The 21150-nt window shown below is 65.6% G+C and carries 18 protein-coding genes, 1 pseudogene and 1 riboswitch; of the genes and pseudogenes, 7 read left to right on the forward strand and 12 right to left on the reverse strand.

From position 1 onward, the window contains the following. Positions 1-32: 32 nt before the first annotated feature. Positions 33-971, reverse strand: coding sequence for a LysR family transcriptional regulator (locus DXT59_RS22795; RefSeq protein ID WP_116139389.1), 939 nt, complete (start codon positions 969-971; stop codon positions 33-35). Here DXT59_RS22795 and DXT59_RS22800 point away from each other — a divergent pair. Together DXT59_RS22800 and ribB are read left to right on the forward strand one after the other, a co-directional pair. Continuing rightward, positions 960-2060 (forward strand): annotated as a pseudogene (locus DXT59_RS22800) (MFS transporter); the annotation flags it as partial. The gene DXT59_RS22795 and the pseudogene DXT59_RS22800 overlap by 12 nt on opposite strands. A 101-nt stretch (positions 2061-2161) precedes the next feature. Beyond that, a riboswitch (FMN riboswitch) is annotated at positions 2162-2342 on the forward strand. 126 nt (positions 2343-2468) lie between these two features. Next, entirely contained in the window at positions 2469-3170 is a 702-nt protein-coding gene (ribB, locus tag DXT59_RS22805) for a 3,4-dihydroxy-2-butanone-4-phosphate synthase (RefSeq protein ID WP_116139393.1), read from the forward strand. 26 nt (positions 3171-3196) lie between these two features. Here the strand turns inward: ribB and DXT59_RS22810 are convergent, their stop codons facing one another. The 4 genes from DXT59_RS22810 to glpD form a co-directional block, all read right to left on the reverse strand. Then, positions 3197-3883, reverse strand: a complete 687-nt coding sequence (locus DXT59_RS22810; RefSeq protein WP_116139395.1) for an HAD family hydrolase — start codon at positions 3881-3883, stop codon at positions 3197-3199. Between the two features lie 233 nt (positions 3884-4116). Continuing rightward, positions 4117-4824, reverse strand: a complete 708-nt coding sequence (locus DXT59_RS22815) for an MIP/aquaporin family protein (RefSeq protein ID WP_116139397.1) — start codon at positions 4822-4824, stop codon at positions 4117-4119. A 135-nt stretch (positions 4825-4959) separates the two neighbouring features. After that, positions 4960-6456: a glycerol kinase GlpK gene (glpK, locus tag DXT59_RS22820; RefSeq protein ID WP_116139399.1), complete on the reverse strand. Its 1497-nt coding sequence runs from the start codon at positions 6454-6456 to the stop codon at positions 4960-4962. A 110-nt stretch (positions 6457-6566) separates the two neighbouring features. After that, the gene (gene glpD / locus DXT59_RS22825) at positions 6567-8120 is read right to left on the reverse strand and encodes a glycerol-3-phosphate dehydrogenase (protein WP_116139401.1); all 1554 of its coding nucleotides are present in this window, start codon (positions 8118-8120) and stop codon (positions 6567-6569) included. A gap of 196 nt (positions 8121-8316) precedes the next feature. Between glpD and DXT59_RS22830 the strand changes: the two genes are divergently transcribed. Beyond that, complete coding sequence (locus DXT59_RS22830; protein WP_116139587.1) at positions 8317-8679, forward strand: hypothetical protein; 363 nt, start codon at positions 8317-8319, stop codon at positions 8677-8679. Positions 8680-8779: 100 nt separating this feature from the next. Here the strand turns inward: DXT59_RS22830 and DXT59_RS22835 are convergent, their stop codons facing one another. Further along, positions 8780-8977 (reverse strand): hypothetical protein, encoded by a 198-nt coding sequence (locus DXT59_RS22835; protein ID WP_162878202.1) that lies wholly within the window; start codon positions 8975-8977, stop codon positions 8780-8782. Positions 8978-9266: 289 nt separating this feature from the next. Beyond that, positions 9267-10052 carry a DeoR/GlpR family DNA-binding transcription regulator gene (locus tag DXT59_RS22840; RefSeq protein WP_116139404.1) on the reverse strand — a complete coding sequence of 262 codons (786 nt, stop codon included), beginning with the start codon at positions 10050-10052 and terminating at the stop codon, positions 9267-9269. Between the two features lie 96 nt (positions 10053-10148). Here DXT59_RS22840 and DXT59_RS22845 point away from each other — a divergent pair, with 96 nt between their 5' ends. From DXT59_RS22845 to DXT59_RS22855, 3 genes are all read left to right on the forward strand, one after another. Then, positions 10149-11786 carry a gamma-glutamyltransferase family protein gene (locus tag DXT59_RS22845; RefSeq protein WP_116139406.1) on the forward strand — a complete coding sequence of 546 codons (1638 nt, stop codon included), beginning with the start codon at positions 10149-10151 and terminating at the stop codon, positions 11784-11786. A gap of 295 nt (positions 11787-12081) precedes the next feature. Beyond that, on the forward strand, positions 12082-12885 hold the full coding sequence (locus DXT59_RS22850) for a ferritin-like domain-containing protein (RefSeq protein ID WP_420823421.1): 804 nt from the start codon (positions 12082-12084) through the stop codon (positions 12883-12885). Next, positions 12869-13453, forward strand: coding sequence for a hypothetical protein (locus tag DXT59_RS22855; protein WP_116139408.1), 585 nt, complete (start codon positions 12869-12871; stop codon positions 13451-13453). Before DXT59_RS22850 ends, DXT59_RS22855 begins: the two co-directional genes overlap by 17 nt. A 77-nt stretch (positions 13454-13530) precedes the next feature. Here the strand turns inward: DXT59_RS22855 and DXT59_RS22860 are convergent, their stop codons facing one another. The 3 genes from DXT59_RS22860 to DXT59_RS22870 all read right to left on the reverse strand — a co-directional run bounded on the left by DXT59_RS22860 (position 13531) and on the right by DXT59_RS22870 (position 17424). Continuing rightward, positions 13531-15183 (reverse strand): DEAD/DEAH box helicase, encoded by a 1653-nt coding sequence (locus DXT59_RS22860; protein ID WP_116139410.1) that lies wholly within the window; start codon positions 15181-15183, stop codon positions 13531-13533. A 193-nt stretch (positions 15184-15376) separates the two neighbouring features. Continuing rightward, positions 15377-16672, reverse strand: a complete 1296-nt coding sequence (locus DXT59_RS22865; protein ID WP_116139412.1) for a c-type cytochrome — start codon at positions 16670-16672, stop codon at positions 15377-15379. A gap of 20 nt (positions 16673-16692) precedes the next feature. After that, positions 16693-17424 (reverse strand): c-type cytochrome, encoded by a 732-nt coding sequence (locus DXT59_RS22870; protein ID WP_116139414.1) that lies wholly within the window; start codon positions 17422-17424, stop codon positions 16693-16695. A 649-nt stretch (positions 17425-18073) separates the two neighbouring features. On the opposite strand from DXT59_RS22870, the gene DXT59_RS22880 reads away from it, so the two are divergent. Then, a complete protein-coding gene (locus DXT59_RS22880; RefSeq protein WP_116139418.1) occupies positions 18074-18991 on the forward strand; it encodes a copper resistance D family protein in 918 nt (305 codons plus the stop codon). 222 nt (positions 18992-19213) lie between these two features. On the opposite strand, the gene DXT59_RS22885 is transcribed toward DXT59_RS22880, so the two are convergent. Both DXT59_RS22885 and dgoD read right to left on the reverse strand, forming a co-directional pair. Continuing rightward, positions 19214-19516, reverse strand: a complete 303-nt coding sequence (locus DXT59_RS22885; protein ID WP_116139420.1) for a hypothetical protein — start codon at positions 19514-19516, stop codon at positions 19214-19216. A gap of 264 nt (positions 19517-19780) precedes the next feature. Then, positions 19781-20929 (reverse strand): galactonate dehydratase, encoded by a 1149-nt coding sequence (dgoD, locus tag DXT59_RS22890; RefSeq protein ID WP_116139422.1) that lies wholly within the window; start codon positions 20927-20929, stop codon positions 19781-19783. Between the last annotated feature and the right edge of the window lie 221 nt (positions 20930-21150).

Below are 21150 nucleotides of genomic sequence, written 5' to 3' on the forward strand. Positions count from 1 at the left end.
GAGCGTTCGCGCTCGCGGTGCGGCTGGCGCGCTCAATCGCGCAGGCCCGGCAGGGTCGGCCAACGGTGCTCCACCTCGCGGAACCGCTCGATCAGAAAGTCGAGCAACGCGCGTACGCGCGGCGGGCGGTAGCGGTTGCGGTGGAACAACGCATGCAGGGGCGTATCGGGCGCATAACGCCATTCGGGCAACACAATGCGCAAACGACCGGCACGCAGGTCCGCGTCGATATCCCAAAGCGACTTCAAAACGATCCCGTGGCCGTCGATTGCCCACATGCGGGTGACCGCGCCGTCGTTCGTTTCGCGCGAAATCTCGAGCGGCACCGTATAGGTTTCCGTCTCCTCGCCGCGCACGAAGCGCCATTCGTTGAGCGGGCCGGATGCGATCGTGAGCACGACGCATGGAAACCGCGCCAGGTCGGCAGGCGAGTGCGGCTCGCCATGCCGAGCCACATAGTCCGGGGACGCGACGAGCACGCGGCGGTTCGTCGCGAGCAGCCGTGCGATCAGCGACGTGTCCTCGCGCGGCGCACCGAAACGGATCGCGAGATCGATATCGTCGTGCAGCAGATTCGAGACCGAATCGGACAGCGTCAGCGCGAACGTCACCTCGGGGTAACGCACGTTGAACTCGTCGAGCCAGCCCATCAGTACGGCGCGGCCGAAGTCGGACGTGGTCGAGATACGAATCTTGCCGCGCACGACGGTGCTGCCTGCCTGCAATTGCGCCTCGGCATCGTCGAGCGCCTCCAGCGCGCGCATGCAGTGCCGCAGATAGAGGCGGCCTTCGTCGGTCAGGCGAAGCTGGCGCGTCGTGCGCTCGACGAGCCGCGTGGACAGCGACGCCTCCAGCTTGGCCAGCCGCGCGCTTGCCGCGGCCGGCGTGAGGCCGAGTTGTCTGCCGGCGGCGGAAATGCCGCCGAGCCGCGCCGCCTCGACGAAGAGGCGGATGTCGCCGAGTCGATCCATGGGTTAGCCATCCCCTCGGCCGGCTTGCTCGTGTCGGGCTATGCGCTCGGCGTCGCGGCCGGCGCGCCCGTGCTGGCCGTCCTCACGAGCAAGCTGCCGCGCAAGGCGGCATTGCAGGCGCTGATGCTCGTGTTCATTGTCGGCAATGTGCTGTGCGCCGTCGCGGGTGACTACCGGATGCTCATGATCGCGCGCGTCGTTACGTCGTTCGCGCACGGGTCGTTCTTCGGCATCGGAGCCGTCGTCGCCGCCTCGCTCGTCGCGCGCGAAAAACAAGCCAGCGCGATCGCACTGATGTTCACGGGGCTCACGCTCGCCAACGTCCTCGGCGTACCGTTCGGCACGTTCGTCGGCCAAGGGTGGGGCTGGCGCGTCACGTTTTGGATCGTGGCGGGTCTCGGCGTGTTCGCGCTCGCGGGGATTAGCGCGCTCGTGCCGAATCGGCACGACTCGGGGCCGGTTGGGCTGGCCAGCGAAGTGCGCGTGCTGAAGGATCCGCAGGTATGGCTCGCGCTCGCGATGACCGTGCTCGGCTTCGGCGGCGTGTTCGTCGTCTTCACCTATATCGCACCGATCCTCGAACAGATCAGCGGTTTCTCGCCGCGCGCCGTCACGCTGATTCTCGTGCTGTTCGGCGCGGGCCTGACGGTCGGCAACGTCGTAGGCGGCAAGCTGGCCGATCGCGCGCTGATGCGCTCGCTCATGGGCATTCTCATCGCACTCGCGCTCGTCATGGCCGTATTCGCGAAGACGAGCCATGCGCCCGTGGCCGCGGCGATCACCGTGTTCGTTTGGGGCATTGCGGCGTTCGCGACGGTTCCCCCGCTGCAAATGCGCGTCGTCGAAAAGGCGAGCCACGCGCCGCACTTGGCGTCGACGCTCAATATCGGCGCATTCAACGTAGGCAACGCGCTCGGTGCTTGGCTCGGCGGCTTGGCGCTGACGCACGGCGCGGGGCTCGACGCCCTGCCTTGGGTTGCCGTTGCCGTCACGATCGCGGCGCTTTTAGTCACCGCGCTCGCCGCGAATCTCGATCGCCGCGGCACTCCCGCGTCGCCGGCCACGCCGCAGGGCGCGTCGTCCTGTTAATTGAGCAAGAGCCCGCGCGAGGCCGGGGGCTTTGGCTGCAACGGTTCCTGGCCTCGTGTATGCTTGTTTCGACCGGCTTGAAAGCCGGTCTTATATATCTAGTGCGTCTTCAGGGCGGGGTGAAATTCCCCACCGGCGGTATGCCGGCCATGTATTCCATGTGCCGGCGAGCCCGCGAGCGCCCGCAAGCGAGAATAGCCGGTACCGGCTCCTCGCGCGGGGTCAGCAGATCTGGTGCGATGCCAGAGCCGACGGTTACAGTCCGGATGAAAGAAGATGCGCAGACTGCCTCGTTCGCCGTCTCGCTCGGCCCGGCATGGTTTGCCGTGCCCGCGGCGTAGGCGCTCGTGCCGTTTGCGATGCCCTGAAACGTTTTTCGCTATTTTTCTCTCGCGAGGAGCGTTTCATATGTCCTTACCCGTTTCCACGGCCACCGCCGAACTTCCCTTCCTCGACCCCGCATCGGTCCCGCCGCGTATCGCCGCGGCACTTGCCGCATTGCGCGAAGGCCGCGCCGTCGTCTTGCAGGACGACCACGACCGCGAAAACGAGGCCGATCTGATCGTTGCCGCGGAGCGCTTGAGCGTCGAGACGATGGCGCTGTTGATCCGCGAGTGCAGCGGCATCGTCTGCCTATGCCTGCCCGAGGAAAAAATCCGCGCGCTCGAGTTGCCGCCGATGGTCGAGCAAAACGAAAGCCGTCACGGGACGGCCTTCACCGTCTCGATAGAGGCGCGCCACGGCGTGAGCACGGGCGTCTCGGCCGCCGACCGCGTGACGACGATTCGCGCCGCGATTGCCGAGGGCGCCAAGCCCGCGGACATCGTGCGTCCTGGGCACGTGTTTCCATTGCGCGCGCAACGAGGCGGCGTGCTTGCGCGCCGCGGCCATACCGAGGGCACGGTCGATCTCGCCGTGCTGGCTGGGCTGTCGCCGGCGGGCGTGCTGTGCGAGCTCATGAACGAGGATGGGACGATGACGCGCGGCGCCGAGGTCGAGCGCTTCGCGGCAAAGCACGCATTGCCGATGCTGACGATCGAGGAACTCGTCGAATTCCGGCGTACGCTGGCGGCCGCGCGCGAGCGCGATTGCTGCGCCAACGAGGCGTAAGCCGCCGCGACGCCGGCTGCGACGCCCTAAGACAGCAGTTGCCCGAACTCGCCGCGCAATCCCGCCGCGATCATCGCGGGCAATTGCTCCATGCGCTCGATGATGCGCGTCACGCCCAAGTTGCGCAGCACGCGCGCATAGCCCGCGGGCACGTGGCTCGCCCCGACGAACGCGATCGTCTTCATGCCCGCGGCCCGTGCCGCGGACAGTCCCGTCACGCTGTCTTCCACGACGAGGCACCGCTCGGGCGCGACGCCCAATTCGCGCGCCGCATGCAAGTAGACGTCGGGGTGCGGCTTGGGCCGGGCGACCTGCTCGGCGCTGAATACGCGAGGTCCGAAGACATCGGCGAGTCCGACGCGCGAGAGCGAAGCGGCGATCCTATGCAGGCGGCTGTTGGAGACGACGGCCGCCGGCAGCGGTACTTGCGCGAGCGCATCGCGCACGCCCGCGATCGGCGCGAGCGATTCCTTCAATTGCGCCTCGACCTCGCGCTCGACGCCGGCCAGGAAGTTCTCCGGGAGGGTGATTTGAAATCGTTTTTCGAGGTCGGCGAGGAAGGTCGAGGTACGCTGACCGAAAGCCAGATGGGCGACGCCGCCGAAGTCGATGCTGGGAAACTTGGCCGATAGGGCGCGTAGCAACACCCGCTCGGCAATCACTTCACTGTCGACGAGCACGCCGTCGCAGTCGCAAATGAGATGGTCGAACATGAAAAAAATGGCGCGCGCTCGGTAGCCGGCCTAACCCCGCAGCGCACTTTGTTGTGTAATGAGACGCCAATGATACGGTCATTGGCGTCTTGGCGCTGTTTTTCTTCGTTCGATTCCCACTGTCACGGACGTCAACCGCGCTTCTCCGGTTGCCGCAGCGCCACTCCCGGCGCTGGTTTGGCACCGATGCGGCATGCCGCCGCATCGGGTCGGGCGCGGTGATGCGTCCTGGCTTAGTGCGCGTGCACGTACACCCACGATGCCATCGCGCCGCCCATCAGCGGGCCGAACACGGGCACCCAAGCGTAGCGCCAGTCGCTGCCGCGCTTGCCGGGGATCGGCAACAGCGCATGCATGATGCGAGGCGCGAGGTCGCGCGCGGGGCTCATCGCATAGCCCGTCGGGCCGCCGAGCGAGATGCCGATGCCGAGCACGAGCAGGCCGACCGGCAACGCGTCGAGCGCGCCGAGCCCCACCTGCGGCGAGGCCAGATAGAGCACGCCGAGAATCAGGACGAACGTGCAGATCATTTCCGTCAGCACGTTTTGCGGGATGCTGCGAATCGCGGGCGCCGTGCAAAAGCAGGCGAGCTTGATATCGGCATCTTCGGTCGTCGAGAAATGCTGACGGTAAGCGAGCCATACGAGGAACGCGCCGGCCATGCCGCCGAGCATTTGCGCGGTAATGTAGCCGCCCACCTTGGCCCAAGCGAATTTACCGGCGAGCGCGAGGCTGACCGTGACCACGGGGTTCAGATGCGCGCCGCTGAACGAGGCCGTCACATAGACGGCGACGAACACGGCCATGGCCCATCCCCAAACGATGACGATGAGGTCGGCGCCCTTGCCCTTGGTGCGCGCGAGCAGCACGTTGGCGACGGCGCCGTTGCCGAGCAGCACGAGCAGCGCCGTGCCGAGAAATTCCGCGATGAGTGGTGACATGTTTGTCCGTCTCCTGGATAACTATTGTTGGTCGAGCGTTGGTCGATTTGGTCGAATGGTTTTGGCGCGGCCGGGGCAGTGGCATGCGCGACGCGTGTGATCTCGCCTGCCCGGCCCCGAGGCCGCATTCGGTGATTACGCGTCGGCCCAGGCCTTGGCGGCGTTGATCGCGCGCTGCCAGCCCGAGATGCACTGCTGCACGCCTGCCTGCTCCATTGCCGGCGAGAAGCGCCGGTCGAGCTGCCATTGGCTTTCGAGTTCGCCCACGTTGTTCCAATAGCCGACCGCCAGGCCCGCGAGGTAGGCGGCGCCGAGCGCCGTCGTCTCGCTGATGCGCGGGCGCACCGTGCCGACGCCGAGCAGGTCCGATTGGAACTGCATGAGCAAGTTGTTCGCACAGGCGCCGCCGTCCACACGCAACTCGCCGATCTTGATGCCGGAATCGGCTTCCATCGCTTTAAGCACGTCGAGCGATTGATAGGCGATCGAATCGAGCGCCGCGCGGGCGATGTGCGCGCTCGTTGTGCCGCGCGTCACGCCGAACAGCGTGCCGCGCGCGCGCGGATTCCAGTGCGGCGCGCCGAGGCCGGCGAAAGCGGGCACGAGATAGACGCCGTCGCAATGTTCGACGCTGCCCGCCAGCGCTTCGATCTCCGATGCGCTCTTGATGATGCCCAGGCCGTCGCGCAGCCATTGCACCACCGCGCCCGCGATGAAGATGCTGCCTTCGAGCGCGTAGTTCACTTCGTTACCGATCTTCCAGGCCAGCGTCGTGACGAGGTTGTTCTTGGACTCGATCGGCTTTTCGCCGGTATTCATCATCAAGAAGCAGCCCGTGCCGTAGGTGTTCTTGACCATGCCCGACTTCGTGCACATTTGGCCGAACAGCGCGGCTTGCTGGTCGCCGGCGATACCCGCGAGCGGGATTTTCGAGGCGAACACGGTGGTGACCGTGTTGCCGTAGATTTCCGACGAAGCGCGCACCTCGGGCAGCATGCTGCGCGGAATGTCCAGCGCCTCGAGCAAGTCGTTGTCCCACTGCAGCGTGTGAATGTTGAACAGCATCGTGCGCGACGCGTTCGTGACGTCGGTGATGTGCTGCGCGTGCTTGGTGAAGTTCCAGACGAGCCAGCTATCGACGGTGCCGAACGCGAGCTTGCCTTGCTTGGCCTTTTCGCGCGCGCCATCGACGTTGTCCAGGATCCAGCGGATCTTGGTGGCCGAGAAGTAGGCGTCGATCGGCAGGCCCGTTTTGGCCCGCACCTTTTCCTCGAGGCCTTGCGCTTTCAGTTGATCGCACAGGCCGGCCGTGCGGCGGTCTTGCCACACGATCGCGTTGTAGATCGGCTGGCCCGTCTCGCGGTCCCAGACGATCGTCGTTTCGCGTTGGTTCGTGATGCCGATCGCGGCGATCGACGTGCCGTTCAAGCCCGCGCGCGTCACGGCCTCGGCCGCGACGCCGGCTTGCGTCGACCAGATCTCTTGCGGATCGTGCTCGACCCAGCCCGGTTGCGGATAGATCTGACGGAATTCTTTTTGCGCGACCGAGACGATGTTGCCCTTGCGATCGAACAGCATCGCGCGCGAACTCGTGGTGCCTTGGTCAAGCGCAAGGATGTATTGATCCTGCATTGTCTCTTCTCCATGTGTTGTCGTGATGGACAGCGCTCGTCGGGCGAGCGGCTCCGGGGTACTACGGGTCTTGCGGGTACTGCCAATCGCGTTTGTTGAGCGCCGGGCGATCAGCCCGTCATAGCCGATGAGGCGCTCGCCGCGCGTTCGACGGGCGAGCGCGCGAACCAGTCATCGATATCGCGGGTCACGTCGTCTTTCGTGCCCGGCTTCAAGTGCAGGCCGATTTTCGAGCGGCGCCAGAGTACGTCGTGCGCATCGCGCGCCCACTCGACATCGCGCAAGTAGCGCAATTCCCGTTCGAACAAACCGGGCGCGAATTCGCGGCCGAGTTCGGCCAGACTCGTGGCGCCGCCGAGCACTTTGCGCGCTCGCGTGCCGTATGCGCGGGCGTAGCGCCGGGCCACGTCGGCCGGCAGCCACGGATGCTCGCCGGCGAACTTGGCCGCGAACGGTTCGAATTTGGCATGCGCGATATCGCCGCCGGGCAGCGGCGCGCGCGCCGTCCAGGCGCCCTTGGCGACGGGCACGACCGAGGCCAGGCGATCGACCGCTTCTTCCGCGAGCTTGCGGAACGTCGTGATCTTGCCGCCGAAGACCGAGAGCAGCGGGGCTTCGCCGGGATTGGCATCGAGTTCGAGCCGGTAATCGCGCGTGACGGCGGAGGGGTTGTCGGCCCCTTCCTCCTCGAGCAGCGGACGCACGCCCGAGTAGGTCCAGCAGACGTCCGCCGGCGTGATTTTTTTCTTGAAGTAGCGGTTGATCGATTCGCACAGATAGCGCGTTTCGTCTTCGTCGATTGCGACGACGGACGGGTCGCCGCGATATTCGACGTCCGTGGTGCCGATCAGCGTGAACTCGCGCTCGTACGGGATCGCGAAAATGATCCGCTTATCGGGGTTTTGAAAGATGTAGGCGTGATCGTGATCGAACAGGCGCCGCGTGACGATGTGGCTGCCCTTGACGAGCCGCACGCTGTGATGGGCGCCGCGGCCGAGCGCGTCGTGCAGCAACTGGCCCACCCACGGGCCCGCCGCGTTCGCGATCGCCCCGGCGCGCACGTTGATCTGCGAGCCGTCGGCGCGCTGCAACTGCGCGTGCCACTCGCCGCCCGCGCGCACGGCGCTCAGGAGCTTGGTGCGCGTGAGCACGGTCGCGCCGCGTTCGCAGGCGTCGAGCGCATTCAGAACCACGAGGCGCGCATCGTCGACCCAGCCGTCCGAGTAGACGAAGCCGCGCGTGATCGAATCGACGAGCGGCGCGCCGGCCGGATGGCGGCGCATGTCGATCCCGCGCGAGCCTGCGAGCAGTTCGCGCCGCGCGAGATGATCGTAAAGGAACAGCCCCGCGCGAATCAGCCAGGCCGGGCGCAGATTGGGCATGTGCGGCATCACGAAACGCAGCGGCCACATGATGTGCGGCGCCGCGCGCAGCAACGTTTCGCGCTCTTGGAGCGCCTTGCGGACGAGCCCGAATTCCTTGTACTCGAGGTAGCGGAGTCCGCCATGAATCAGTTTCGTGCTCGAGGAGGAGGTATGGGAGGCCAGATCGTGCTGCTCGACGAGCAGCACGGACAAGCCGCGTCCCGCGGCGTCGCGTGCGATGCCCGCGCCATTGATCCCGCCGCCCACGACGAGCAGATCGTATCGGCTGCCTTGCGTCACTTCGCTGTCCCCTCTGATGCCTACCGGCTATCGTCTAAATAAACCGAACCTATCAATGTTCGTTTGCGAAATCTAACGAACATATTCGAAAAAGTAAAGGGCGCGTTTAGGGTTCGTATTCGAACGACGCATGCGCGAGCCGCTGAAACGGCTGCGCGGAGCGGCTAACATCTCGGAAACGACGACGAGGTGCGCGATGCGAGGATGGAAGTGGGCGGCGGTGTGCGCGGGGACGGTAGCGCTGACGGCATGTGCCGGCTTGCTGCCGGGCGGCTCCAGTTTCGCGACGCTGCGCGCGGGCTGCGGCGCCGAAACCGACTACGGCGCGGATGGCCAAGCGGTCTACTCGACGCTCTTCGACGCCTACGTGGCCTATCGCCACAGGCGCTTATCGCAGGCGGATTACTGTGCGTTCGAGGGCGACATGGCCAGCCACTATCGCATGCGAACGGCGGGGGGCTCCGATGCGCAGCGCGCATGGGCCGAGTACCTCAACGCCCAGCGGGTGAAGGCGATCGATTGGCGCGCCGCCGTGGATCCGACATTGCGCGGAGGGTAGGCGCGGCGCGAACGCAAACCCGCCGTGGCGAGGCGGCTCGCCAAACGGGACTCGCGCGGCACGCCAAGCGTCCGCGCGCTGCGTCGAAAGAGAGGCGAAGCTAGGAAAAGCGTTTGATCGCGCGGATCGCCGAGTCGCCCGACTCGGTCAGCCGCCATTGTTGATGCCCGGACCCCAGGCTCTCGAGCCGCACGAGTTGTTGCTCGAGGAGGGCGTCGAGTTCTTCACGGTCCATATCGACTTGGTTCGGAGCGTCCTTGACGAGTAGCAACGTGGCGAATTCATGCGGACTCAGCATTGTTCTCTCCATGGGCAATCGGATTGCCTCGGCAACGGCTGCTCGGCTGCCGTGCGCTCAACCTATCGGGAATAGGAAAGCGATGGCCTGGCACGCGCTCGCTGGAGCGAGATAACGCGTGCTTCGGGGAACTGGAGTGTAGTCAAGCGCCCGTTCATATCCAAATCGTCCCCTGAAAATTTTCCGTTTGACAACGGTGCCTCGGGGAAGCGGTTCGGTTCCGGCGCGAATTCCGCGAAATTACTTTAGGTTTCGCGTGCGACGCAGCATGGAATAAGGCGCCGCCCGTTCACTCCGACGCGGCGACGTACACCTGAGTGCCGGCCGCCGCGAGCGTCTCGGCCATCTCGGGCGGCGCCGGTTGATCGGTGAAGAGGGCGTCGATTTGACTGAGATGGCCTTGCCGCACCAAGGCGGGACGGCCGAACTTCGAGTGATCGGCTGCCAGAAACACGGTTCGCGCGTGCTCGATAATCGCTTCGGCCACGCGGACCTCGCGCGTGTCGAAATCGCGCAGCGTGCCGTCGAGCTCGATGCTCGAGGTGCCGATGATCGCGAAATCGACCTTGAACTGACGGATGAACTCGATGGCCAGTTCGCCTACGATGCCCTTGTCCCAAGGGCGTACGATGCCGCCTGTGACGAGCACTTCGCACTCGGGATAGCCGCTCATCATATTGGCGACGTTCAGGTTGTTCGTGATCACGCGCAGGCCCCGATGCCGGTTCAGCGCGCGCGCGACTTCCTCGGTGGTCGTCCCGAGGTTGATGAACAGCGAGGCTTGGTCGGGAATATGCGTGGCGACGAGCGTGGCGATGCGGCGCTTTTCGTCGTGGAACATGCGTTGGCGCGCCGTGTACGAGACGTTCTCCGAACTCGTCGGCAGGCTGGCGCCGCCGTGATAGCGGCGCAGCAGGTTCATATCGGATAGCCAGTTCACGTCGCGGCGGATCGTCTGCGGCGTCACGGCGAAATGCGAGGCCAAGTCGTCGACCGTCACGAAGCCGTCGCGCTGCACCCAATCGAGCAATTCCTGTTGGCGGGCGTTCAGGCTCAAGCGGGGGTCTCGGCTCATGGCGTGCGTGGGCAGGGCAGTCAAAGGAAAGCTATTGTAAAACCTTCCAGCATCGGCCTTTTGGTAAAAGAAACGTTTTCAGAGCGAGAAACCGACATGAACCGCTTCGACTGGCACAACCCGTATCCCACCCCGCGCCTGCCCGTATTCGCCCGCAACGTCGTCTCGACCTCGCATCCGCTTGCGGCGCAAGCGGGGCTGCAGGTGCTATGGCAAGGCGGCAACGCGGTGGATGCGGCGATCGCCGCGGCGGCCGCATTGACGGTCGTCGAGCCCGTCTCCTGCGGGCTTGGAGGCGATGCGTTCGCGCTCGTCTGGGACGGCGCGAAGCTGCACGGATTGAATGCATCGGGCGTGGCGCCGGCGGCCTGGAACCTCGAATACTTCAAGGAGCGCTACGGCGAGGCCGGCGGCCTTGCGCGGCAGCCGAAGCGCGGCTGGGATACGGCGACGGTGCCGGGCGTCGTGGCGGGCTGGGAGGCGCTGCATGCCAAATTCGGGCTGTTGCCGTTCGGCGATCTCATGGTGAGCGCCATCGATATCGCCGAGCGCGGCCACGCGGTGGCCAGCATCGTCGCGCAAAAGTGGGCGGCCGCCGTGCCCGAGTTGCGCGATCAACCGGGTTTTGCCGGCACGTTCATGCCGTATGGACGCTCGCCGCTCGTGAGCGAACTCGTGCGTTTGCCCGACCATGCGCGCACGCTGCGGCTTTTGGCGGCGAAGGGCGCGCGCGAATTTTACGAGGGCGAGCCGGCGCAGCGGATCGCCGCCTATGCGCGCGAGGGTGGGGGCGCAATGACCGCCGAAGACCTGGCCGCATACCGGCCGCTCTGGGTGGAGCCGATCGGCAAGGACTACCGCGGTTACACCGTGCATGAAATTCCGCCGAATGGCCAAGGCATCGCCGCGTTGATCGCCCTCGGGATTCTCGAGCGGTTCGATTTGCCCGCACTGCCGCGTGACGGCATCGATTCGCAGCACTTGCAGATCGAGGCGATGAAACTCGCGTTCGCGGACGTCTACCGTTACGTGGCCGACCCGAGCGCAATGGAGGTGACGCCCGAGCAGATGCTCGACGACGCGTACCTCGCCTCCCGTGCTGCGCTGATCGATCCGCAGCGGGCCACGCATTTCGCCTTCGGCATGCCGAAGGCGGGCGGCACCGTCTATCTCACGGCCGCCGACGAGCGCGGCATGATGGTGAGCTTTATCCAATCGAACTACATGGGCTTCGGCTCGGGGGTGGTCGTGCCCGGTACCGGCATTGCCCTGCAAAACCGCGGTTGCGGGTTTTCGATGGATCCTCGCTCGCCGAACGTCGTAGCCGGCGGCAAGCGTCCGTTTCACACGATTATTCCGGCGTTCGTGACCGAGCGCGTGAACGGCCGGCAGGTGCCGGTCATGAGCTTCGGCGTGATGGGCGGCGACATGCAGCCGCAGGGACACCTGCAATCGATCGTGCGCATGCTCGATTACGGGCAGCAGCCACAAGCGGCTTGCGATGCGCCGCGTTGGAAGGTCAATCGCGATTTCACGCTCGATATCGAATCGACGTTCGACCGCGGCGTCGCGCGCGCCCTCGAGGCGCGCGGCCATCGAATCAAGGCGATCGACGATCCCTATATGGATTTCGGTTCGGGGCAATACATCTGGAAGCTGTCCCACGACGAACCCGAGCGAGGCTACGTGGCCGCGAGCGATACGCGGCGCGACGGCTTAGCCGCCGGGTTTTGAGCGCTGCGCCTCGTAATATCTTGTAATTCGAATCTATCCTCAAAATAGTCGGTAATGCGGTCGTTTCTCCCGTTCACGGGCTTTTCGGAACCGTCCTTGCTCGTGACGGTCTGTTCACAGTGAAAGCAGTGTCGCGGGACTCCGGCTAAGATTCGGAGAGATAAGTTCAACCACATTCAACGTACCGCATCCCGTCGTCCGCAATGAATTATTGCGCGTGGGTGGACCGCGCAATGCGGGTGAACGGATGCGGTTTTTGGAGCGCAACGTCATGACTCTCGACTCCGACCACGTGATGCCCTGGCGCATCGAAGACATCGACCTGACACGCATCGACCGCCAGCGTGCCGCCGCGAACGAGGATTTATTGCTGCTTCTGTGCGCGGCCTCTTTCATCGAGAGCGGCACCGACCTCTATACGAGCAACCTGACCGACTACTTTCACGGCGACCCGGAAGTATCGGCCTGGTTGAACCGCGAATGGGAGCCCGAAGAGCTCCAGCACGGGCGGGCGCTCAAAGCGTATATCGCGTACGTCTGGCCCGAATTCGATTGGGATACGGCCTTCCGCAACTTCTTCGACGAGTATTCCAAGACGTGTTCGGTGGAGGAGTTCGAGAAAACGCGCGCGCTCGAAATGGTGGCGCGATGCGTCGTCGAAACGGGCACGGCCACGCTTTACCGCGCCATCAACGAATGCTCGGACGAGCCGGTCCTCAAGGAGATCACCGACCATATCCGCAGCGACGAAGTGCGCCACTACAAGCACTTTTTCAAGTACTTCAAAAAGTACAACGTGATTGAGGGCAATGGACGCCTTGCCGTACTCGGCGCCCTCATGCGCCGCGTGATGGAGATCAAGAGCGAGGATTCGGAGATCGCGCTGCGTCACGTGTTCGCGATCCGTTATCCCGAACGCGTGCACGATTCGGCCTACAACCGCGAACGCGCGGCACGGATCAATTCGCTCGTGCGGCGTAATTTGTCCGCCGATATGTGCGTGAAGATGCTGCTCAAACCACTCGATATTCCCGCGCGGATCCAGTCCGGCGTGCACTATCCGCTCGCCAAGGTCGCGCAGCATGTCTTCTTCCGTTGAGAGCGCGGTGCGCGCGCTCGAGCAGCGCACCTATGACGAATGGCCGCCCGCGTTGCGGGCCCTGTTCGACGGCTCGGCACTGAGTTCGAAAGTGGGCTTTACGGCGTCGCTGATCACGAGCGACGCCGCGGGGCATTTGCGTACGTCGCTGCTTGGGATCGGCGAGCTATACGTTCCGGATTCGCGCACCATCGCGTTCGCGTTGTGGCCGAGTTCGCGCGCGGCACGCTCGCTGGCCGGCTCGAACGATAGCGGGGACGTCAGCCGCGGACATCGGCGCGTGCAAGCGGCGCTCGCATTTGTGCATGACGGCGCGTTTCACCAAGTGCAACTGGCCGTCGAGGCGTTGCCGAGCGAGGCGGATGCGGCCGGTTGCGGCCTTGCGCTATTCGTCGCATCGATCGAGGCGGGCGAGGCGCAGCAAGTCGGCTATGCGCGCCTCACGTGCGGCATTACTTTCGAGTTGCCGAACGACGTGCGGGAGCGGCAGGCCGTGCTCGCCCGGTGGGAAAAGCAGATCGGCGCGTTGCGCGAGGCGGTGAATCGCCGATCGGCAAGCGGCGGCTGAGCGCCCATCGAGGGTTGGGCTCGACGGCTCGCCATCGAACCATCGTCAGGCCCACCACAAACACCGTCGGCGTCGAATCAGCCGCGCTCCGCGCCGCGGTTCGGCGTGCCGCCGCGCGGCTTGCCGCCCAAAAGCGCGCCGGGATCGTTCGGCCGGCGCCGGCGATCTCCTTGGCCGGCCGGTGCGTCACCGGCATTGCGGCGCGGTGCGTCGCCGCGCTCTTGCCCGCCCCCGCGCGTGGCTTGCTGCCCCTGCGGTTGCTGGGCCCGTCCTTGGGGCTTACCTTGCTGCTTGCCTTGAGCGTTCTGCGGCTGGGGCCGGCTTTGTCCCTGGGGTTTGCCGCCTTGTCCCTGCGCTTTGCCTTGAGCCTGCGCGTTCTTGCCCTGTTGCGCTTGCGGTTTGGCCGCGCGTTTGACCTGGCCCTCGGCGCCGGCACCTTGTCCGTCCCGCCGAGCGGCCGTCGGGCGCGATGCCGGTTGTCCGCCCGGCGTGCGCCCGGCGTGCTTGCTCTGCTCCTTCGCGCGAGGCTGACGGCCCGCGCCGCCTTGGCCTCGCCGCTGCTGAATCGGCTCGGGTTTGGCGTTCGGATCGGGCTCGAAGCCCGGAATCACTTCCTGCTCGATCGTTCGCTTGATGAGCTTCTCGATGTCCTTGAGTAGCTGCTTTTCATCGACGCACACGAGCGAGACCGCCTCGCCGGTCGCCCCCGCGCGCCCGGTGCGGCCGATCCGGTGCACGTAATCCTCGGGTACGTTGGGCAAATCGAAGTTGACGACGTGCGGCAGTTGATCGATGTCGATCCCGCGCGCCGCGATATCGGTCGCCACGAGCACTTGCAGCGTCCCGTCCTTGAATTCGGCCAGCGCCCGCGTACGAGCCGATTGACTCTTGTTGCCGTGAATCGCCAGCGCGCTGATGCCGTCCTTCGTCAATTGCTCGGCCAGGCGGTTGGCGCCATGCTTCGTCCGCGTGAAGACGAGCACCTGGAACCAGTTGTGTTGCCGGATCAAATGCGTGAGCAGTTCGCGCTTGCGGTCGCGATCGACCGGATGGATCTTTTGCGCGACGAGTTCGGTGGTCGTATTGCGGCGCGCGACTTCGATCAGCGCGGGCGTGTCGAGCAGGCTGTCGGCCAGGGCCTTGATCTCATCCGAGAACGTGGCCGAGAACAACAAGTTCTGGCGGTTTTCGGGCAAGCGCGCGAGTACGCGTTTGATGTCGTGGATGAACCCCATGTCGAGCATGCGATCGGCCTCGTCGAGCACGAGGATCTCCAGCGCGGAGACGTCGATCGTCTTTTGCTGCATGTGATCGAGCAGGCGGCCCGGCGTTGCGACGACGATATCGACGCCGCGCTTGAGCGCGTCGATTTGCGGGTTGATGCCCACGCCGCCGAACAGCACCGTCGATTTGAGCTTCAAGTACTTACCGTAGGCGCGCACGCTTTCCTCGACCTGAGCGGCGAGTTCGCGCGTGGGCGTGAGCACGAGCGCGCGCACCATGCGTTTGCCGGCGGCGCCCGTGGGCGCCGGCGCGGCGCTCAGGCGCTGCAGGATCGGCAGCGTGAAGCCGGCGGTCTTGCCGGTGCCGGTTTGCGCGCCGGCGAGCAGGTCGCCGCCGCCCAGCACGGCGGGGATGGCTTGTTGCTGAATCGGCGTCGGCGAGGTGTAGCCGAGCTCGTGAACGGCTCGCACCAACGGTTCGGACAAGCCCAGTGAATCGAATGACATAAAGTTTCTTTGCAATGCGGTGAGGCAACCGCCGCTCGTCTTGTATGCAAGCTGGACGGCGCACGTGCGATCGTGAGCGTTAGTGGTGCCCGCGGACCGCGTGGGTCCTGGCGCGGCAGGTCGGCGGCGCCGGAAATGAGAAGGGCGCGGCCGCGGTTGCCCGCGTGGCCGCGCCCCCTAGAGGGTGATCAGTTTAATCCAGCGGCGCGGAGCGCAGATCGCTCACTTGCTGCGGCGACACCGGCGTGCCATGGTTGCCCCACGACATCCGGATGTACGTCACGACCGCGGCGACTTCCTCGTTCGACAGCGATTGCGCGAACGGCGGCATGCCGTACGGCTTCGGATTGCCACCCGTGCTCGGCGGGTAACCGCCGTTCAGAACCATGCGGATCGGATTGACGGCCGACGGCATCTGAATCGACTGATTGTTCGCGAGCGGCGGGTAGGCCGGCGGCTTGCCGAGACCATTGTCGGCGTGGCACTTCGCGCAGTTGTCGGCGTAGACCTTCTTACCCGTTTGCAGCAACTCGTCGCCGAACTTCTCCGACGTCTCGTACTGCATCGTCTCCGGCGCTTCGTGCTTCTGCGGGATCGTCTTCAGATACGTCGACATCGCGCGCACGTCGTCGTCCGACATGTACTGCAAGCTGTTGTGGACGACCTCGGCCATCGGGCCGAACACGGCGCCGCGCTGCGACACGCCGGTCTTGAGCAGATCGGCGATATCCTTGGTGTCCCAATCGCCGAGGCCGGCTTCCTTGTTCGAGGTCAGCGACGGCGCGTACCAGTTCTGCAGCGGGATCAAGCCGCCGGCAAACGCCGACGAATTGACGGGGCCGCCCATCAGGTTGATCGACGTATGGCACATCGTGCAGTGGCCGAGGCCTTCGACGAGATACGCGCCGCGGTTCCATTCGACCGATTTCGTCGGATCGTCCTTGTACGTGCCTTCACGGAAGAACAGCGTGCGCCAGCCGATCAGCAGGTTGCGGTTGTTGAACGGGAAACGCAGCTCGTGCGGGCGGCTCGGCACGGCGACCGGGGGCACCGAACGCAGATAGGCGTAGATCGCATCCGAATCGGCGCGCGTGACCTTCGTGTAGCTCGCGAACGGGAACGCCGGGTACAGCAAGCTGCCGTCCTTCGAACGGCCCGTGTGCAGGGCGCGGTAGAAGTCGTCGGAGGACCACTTGCCGATGCCGTATTGGTCGTCGGGCGTGATGTTCGGCGTGTAGAGCGTGCCGAACGGCGTGGCCATCGGCAGGCCGCCGGCGAATTGCTGGCCGCCGCGTACCGTGTGGCAGGCGATACAGTCGCCGGCGCGGGCCAGGTATTCGCCGCGCTTGATCAGCGCGGCTTGGTCGGCCGGCGTGGCCGCTTCGGCCGAACCGTTGTGCAGATTGTCGCTGCCCGACCAAAGGACGGGCACGAGCGCGGCGGCGGCAACGACCAGCGCCGACAGAGCGAACAGGGACTTGCGTTTCATAACTGTGTCTCTCCTCGCGCTTACTGTGGTTCGCTACCGCAGGCAAGCGGAGTCTTCATCGAGCGGGCCGGAGCCGGGACCGGATTGGCCGGGGCGGGTTGCGTCGACAGCCAGGCCGCGACGGCCGTGACGTCGGCGTCGGTCAGGCGCGAGGCGATGTCGTGCATGCAATCGGGCGCGATCGCGTGACGGGTGCCCGAGCGCCAGGCGCCGAGCTGAGCGCTGATGTAATCGCTATGCAGGCCGACGAGCCCCGGGATCGCGGGCTCCATGCCCGTCAGCGCCTTGCCGTGGCAAGCCGCGCAAGCGGGAATGTTCTTGCCTTGATCGCCGTTCAGCACGATTTGCTTGCCGCGCGCGAGGACGTCGTTCGACACGGTCGGCTTGGCCGGTGCCGGATACGGCGGACGCTGCTGCGAGAAGTACGTCGCGATCTGGTGCAGGTAGTCGTCCGAGAGGTACGTGACGAGATAGTTCATCGGCGGGTACTTGCGCCGGCCCGCGCGGAAATTCTCGAGCTGGTTGTACAGGTACTCGGCCGGCTTGCCCGCGAGACGCGGGAAGTAGTCGTTATCGGTGCCCTGACCGTGCGAACCGTGGCAGGCCGTGCAACCTTGCACGCGCTGCTCCATCGTATCGGGGGCCTGGGGCTGACTCTGCGCTTGCGCCGCGCTGTAGACACCGGCACCGCCAATCAAGAGAAGGGCGAGTAGCGGGCGAAAAATGCGTCTGGAAGACACGCGTAACTCCATCGTTATCGGGGACCTACCGGGCTACGATCGGCTCGGTATGGCTTTGGGCTTGGTATTGACTGTTCGATGCGCGATGTTGCAGCGGTCGCGGCAGGCGGGCTGCCGGCTGGGCGCGCGGGCCGAGCCAGGCGCTGCGACGCAGCATTCTATCATCGATGGGGGGCCGAGGCTATTTACCGCAAGCGCCGGGAATCCGTCGCCCCGCGACGGCGTGACAATTTGCCGCGCGTAACGCCGTCGCGGCGTGCATTCCGCGGCGCGGACCGGATCGCACATCGTTGTCTCCTTTTTGCACAGGCGGGCGTGGCAACAGGTAAGAATCCTCGCTGCTCGCATGCCATCCACGCGGCGCGCGCGGCGCCGCAGCGAAAGCACCGCGCGCTCGCGGCGTGCCCCCGGTCCATGCGCACGGCGCGTGCCGCGAATCGCGGGCCACGCGCCGCGGACGTGCGTCGCGCGCGCGGTCCTTCGCACGTACACTCTCGCCTGCGGCGCGCGGCGCCCCCTCGATCGCCGCCGGGGCTCGGCGGTCTTGCGTTCCCATAACCTTTCGAATTCGTTCCGATCCGATGACCTTTCTTTTCGCGCTATCCGGCCGCGCACGCGGCATACCGCTTCTTGGTCCTTCGTCGCAAGCAAGGTGCGGCCGATGAACGTATCGGGATTGGCGATCGGGCAAGTCGCGCTCGCCGCGCTCATGGATATCGCGTACGCGTTCGCGCTCGGCTCGGCGTTGCTCGAGCATTGGCTCGCGCTCGAAGGCCAGGGCGCGCGTCCCGCTCGGGAGCGCGCCCGCGCCTCGCTCGTCGCGGCGTCGTTCGCGCTGGTGCTCGCCGATGGCCTATGGCTGCTTTATCAGTCGGCGCAGATGAGCGCGCTTCCATTGTCGTCCGCGTTCGGTGAGGTGCCGACGGTGCTCGGCCGGACCCACATCGGCCACGCCTGGTGCGTCGCCGTCGGCGGCGCCGTGCTGGCGTTGGCCGCGACGCTGGCCGGGCGCGGCGGCCGCGGCGCAAGCGCCGTGTTCGCGCTCGCCGCCGTCATCGTTGCCATGGGTAAGGCCTCGATGGGGCACGCGGCGGATGCCGGGCCATGGTCCCTGGCGGTCGCCGTACAGGCGCTGCATCTAGCGGCGACGGGGCTTTGGGGCGGCATCGCGTTGGCCGGGGGGCTCGCCGTGCTGCCCGTGCTCGATTCGTCGACGACGCGCGGCGTGCTCATTCGCATCGCAGGGCGTATTTCCTACGTGGCCGCGATGGCGCTCGCCGTGGTGATCGCCACCGGCTTGTTCAATGCGCAACATGGATTGGGTGGCGATCTGGCCCCGCTTTCTGACAGCGGCTGGGGCCACGTGCTGACGCTCAAAGGCGCGCTCGTGCTATTCGCGGTTTTGCTCGGCGCGTTGAATCGGACCTCGGCGTTGCCGCGTTTGCGCCGGACCGCATCGACCACGGATGCCTATACCTTCAAGAACATCTTGCACCTCGAGGCGCTCGTGATGGTCGGCGTGTTCATCGTAGCCGCCGTGCTCGCGCATATGGCGCCCGGGTACGTCGCGTCGCATTGAAGCGTGGGCCGGTCATCCGCGATGTCTCGGATGTCTCAATAGCGAGACGGGGAGACGCGCGGATACGCGCGCGTGCCGATGCGCCTCGTGCCGCCGTTCGTCGCCAAGCGGGCGGTGCGACGCGAGAGGGCCAGAGGCCGGCGGCCCTGGCCCGCGCGGGTGCGCGCGCTCGGGGCGGTGGGGCGGGGTGCGAGCAGACACGCGCGGGATGGGGAGCGATAGTCATTCATAGCCGAGCCTGTGACTGAGGATGGGTGAAAAGAACAGCGCGATCGCCGAGCCGATGACTTTGCCTTCCAACTCGGCCGACGACGCATGCACGACATAAGGATGCGCGAGCACGTCGAAGAGTTGCGGCGCGCAGTAAAGCCCCGCCACGCCGATCGCGCATTTCTCGACGAGGGCGATCGGCCAGCCCCGGCTGAACGCGGCGACCGCCGCCAGCACGCGTAGGACGGCGAACAGCACGAGTGCGCCAACCGCCGCTTGCTCGCGGATCAAATAGTCCGGAATGAATTGCCCCATCTTTGCCTCCCTGAATTCTCGTTTTGCCGAGCAAAAAGCAAGGAGCAGGCCAATGGGCGCGCAGAACGGGTGCGGCAACGCCGCCGCGGCCTTATGGGGCAAGGATTCGAGGGATACGGAAGGGGATGGGCGAACGGCCTGAATGCGGGCGAAAAGCGCGCTTTCCGCCCGGAATGTTACGAATCCGAACACGACTGTTACGGCGCGCGGCGCACGACTCGGCGCACTCGCCGCACGGTGGGCGCGCGCGGCGCCCACGCGCGATTACCACTCGGCGACGCTTCCGTCCGCATGGCGCCAGACCGGGTTGCGCCAGCGATGGCCGATCTTCGCCATCTCGCGCACCTTCGCTTCATCGACTTCGATGCCGAGGCCGGGGCCTTGCGGGATCGCGACGAAGCCGTCCTCGTACTTGAACACCTCGGGGTTGTGCAAGTAGTCGAGCAGGTCGTTGCCTTGGTTGTAGTGGATGCCCAGGCTCTGCTCTTGGATGAACGCGTTGTAGCTGACCGCATCGAGTTGCAGGCATGCCGCCAGCGCGATCGGGCCCAGCGGACAGTGCAGCGCCAGACCCACGTCGTAGGCTTCGGCCATCGACGCGATCTTGCGGCATTCGGTGATCCCGCCCGCGTGCGAGGCGTCGGGCTGGATGATGTCGACGTAGCCTTCCGACAGGATCGATTTGAAGTCCCAGCGCGAGTAAAGCCGCTCGCCGAGCGCGATCGGCGTATTCGTTTGGTTCACGATGTCGCGCAGCGCCTCGACGTTCTCCGACAGCACGGGCTCTTCGATGAACAGGAGCTTGTACGGATCGAGTTCTTTCGCGAGCACCTTGGCCATCGGCTTATGAATCCGGCCGTGGAAGTCGACGCCGATTCCCACGTGCGGACCCACCGCTTCGCGCACGGCGGCGACGTTGGCGATCACCTGCTCCACCTTGTCGTAGGTATCGACGATCTGCACTTCCTCGGAGCCGTTCATCTTCAGCGCCTTGAAGCCGCGCTCGACGACGGCGCGCGCGTTATTGGCGACGTCGTGCGGACGGTCGCCGCCGATCCACGAGTAAACTTTGATGCGATCTCGCACGGCGCCGCCGAGCAGCGCGTGCACGGGGACGCCGTGATGCTTGCCGAGGATGTCCCACAGCGCTTGGTCGATGCCGGCGATCGCGCTCATCATGATGGGGCCGCCGCGATAGAATCCCGCGCGGTACATGACCTGCCAGTGGTCTTCGATATGGCGCGCGTCCTTGCCGACGAGGTAGTCGGCGAGTTCGTGCACGGCGGCCTCGACCGTATGCGCGCGGCCTTCCACGACGGGCTCGCCCCAACCGACGATACCTTCGTCCGTCTCGATTTTGAGAAACAGCCACCGGGGCGGGACGACGAACGTCTCGAGCTTCGTGATCTTCATGGGAACAACCTCCTCCTTTCCATCGATTGCGCTCGCGTGGCGACGACGCGGCGCGTCCAAGTTTCGCGCTTACTATCGTACATCAAAACGTCCTGAAGTACTATTAATAGTATTTATTGAGATTGTGTTGGAAATTCGATCTAACGGGACTCGAACGGCTTGCGCTTTGGCCTCGGCCCGCGATAATCGGCACAGCGCCGATTCGGCGAAAGTCCGAGGCT

The sequence above is a fragment of the Trinickia diaoshuihuensis genome (genome assembly GCF_003390925.1).
Taxonomy (GTDB): Bacteria; Pseudomonadota; Gammaproteobacteria; order Burkholderiales; family Burkholderiaceae; genus Trinickia; species Trinickia diaoshuihuensis.

Coding starts and splice junctions, on each gene's coding strand:
- DXT59_RS22795 (WP_116139389.1), bottom strand. CDS start 971: ATGGATCGACTCGGCGACATCCGCCTCTTCGTCGAGGCGGCGCGGCTC.
- ribB (WP_116139393.1), top strand. CDS start 2,469: ATGTCCTTACCCGTTTCCACGGCCACCGCCGAACTTCCCTTCCTCGAC.
- DXT59_RS22810 (WP_116139395.1), bottom strand. CDS start 3,883: ATGTTCGACCATCTCATTTGCGACTGCGACGGCGTGCTCGTCGACAGT.
- DXT59_RS22815 (WP_116139397.1), bottom strand. CDS start 4,824: ATGTCACCACTCATCGCGGAATTTCTCGGCACGGCGCTGCTCGTGCTG.
- glpK (WP_116139399.1), bottom strand. CDS start 6,456: ATGCAGGATCAATACATCCTTGCGCTTGACCAAGGCACCACGAGTTCG.
- DXT59_RS22830 (WP_116139587.1), top strand. CDS start 8,317: ATGCGAGGATGGAAGTGGGCGGCGGTGTGCGCGGGGACGGTAGCGCTG.
- DXT59_RS22835 (WP_162878202.1), bottom strand. CDS start 8,977: ATGCTGAGTCCGCATGAATTCGCCACGTTGCTACTCGTCAAGGACGCT.
- DXT59_RS22840 (WP_116139404.1), bottom strand. CDS start 10,052: ATGAGCCGAGACCCCCGCTTGAGCCTGAACGCCCGCCAACAGGAATTG.
- DXT59_RS22845 (WP_116139406.1), top strand. CDS start 10,149: ATGAACCGCTTCGACTGGCACAACCCGTATCCCACCCCGCGCCTGCCC.
- DXT59_RS22850 (WP_420823421.1), top strand. CDS start 12,082: ATGCCCTGGCGCATCGAAGACATCGACCTGACACGCATCGACCGCCAG.
- DXT59_RS22855 (WP_116139408.1), top strand. CDS start 12,869: ATGTCTTCTTCCGTTGAGAGCGCGGTGCGCGCGCTCGAGCAGCGCACC.
- DXT59_RS22860 (WP_116139410.1), bottom strand. CDS start 15,183: ATGTCATTCGATTCACTGGGCTTGTCCGAACCGTTGGTGCGAGCCGTT.
- DXT59_RS22865 (WP_116139412.1), bottom strand. CDS start 16,672: ATGAAACGCAAGTCCCTGTTCGCTCTGTCGGCGCTGGTCGTTGCCGCC.
- DXT59_RS22870 (WP_116139414.1), bottom strand. CDS start 17,424: ATGGAGTTACGCGTGTCTTCCAGACGCATTTTTCGCCCGCTACTCGCC.
- DXT59_RS22880 (WP_116139418.1), top strand. CDS start 18,074: ATGAACGTATCGGGATTGGCGATCGGGCAAGTCGCGCTCGCCGCGCTC.
- DXT59_RS22885 (WP_116139420.1), bottom strand. CDS start 19,516: ATGGGGCAATTCATTCCGGACTATTTGATCCGCGAGCAAGCGGCGGTT.
- dgoD (WP_116139422.1), bottom strand. CDS start 20,929: ATGAAGATCACGAAGCTCGAGACGTTCGTCGTCCCGCCCCGGTGGCTG.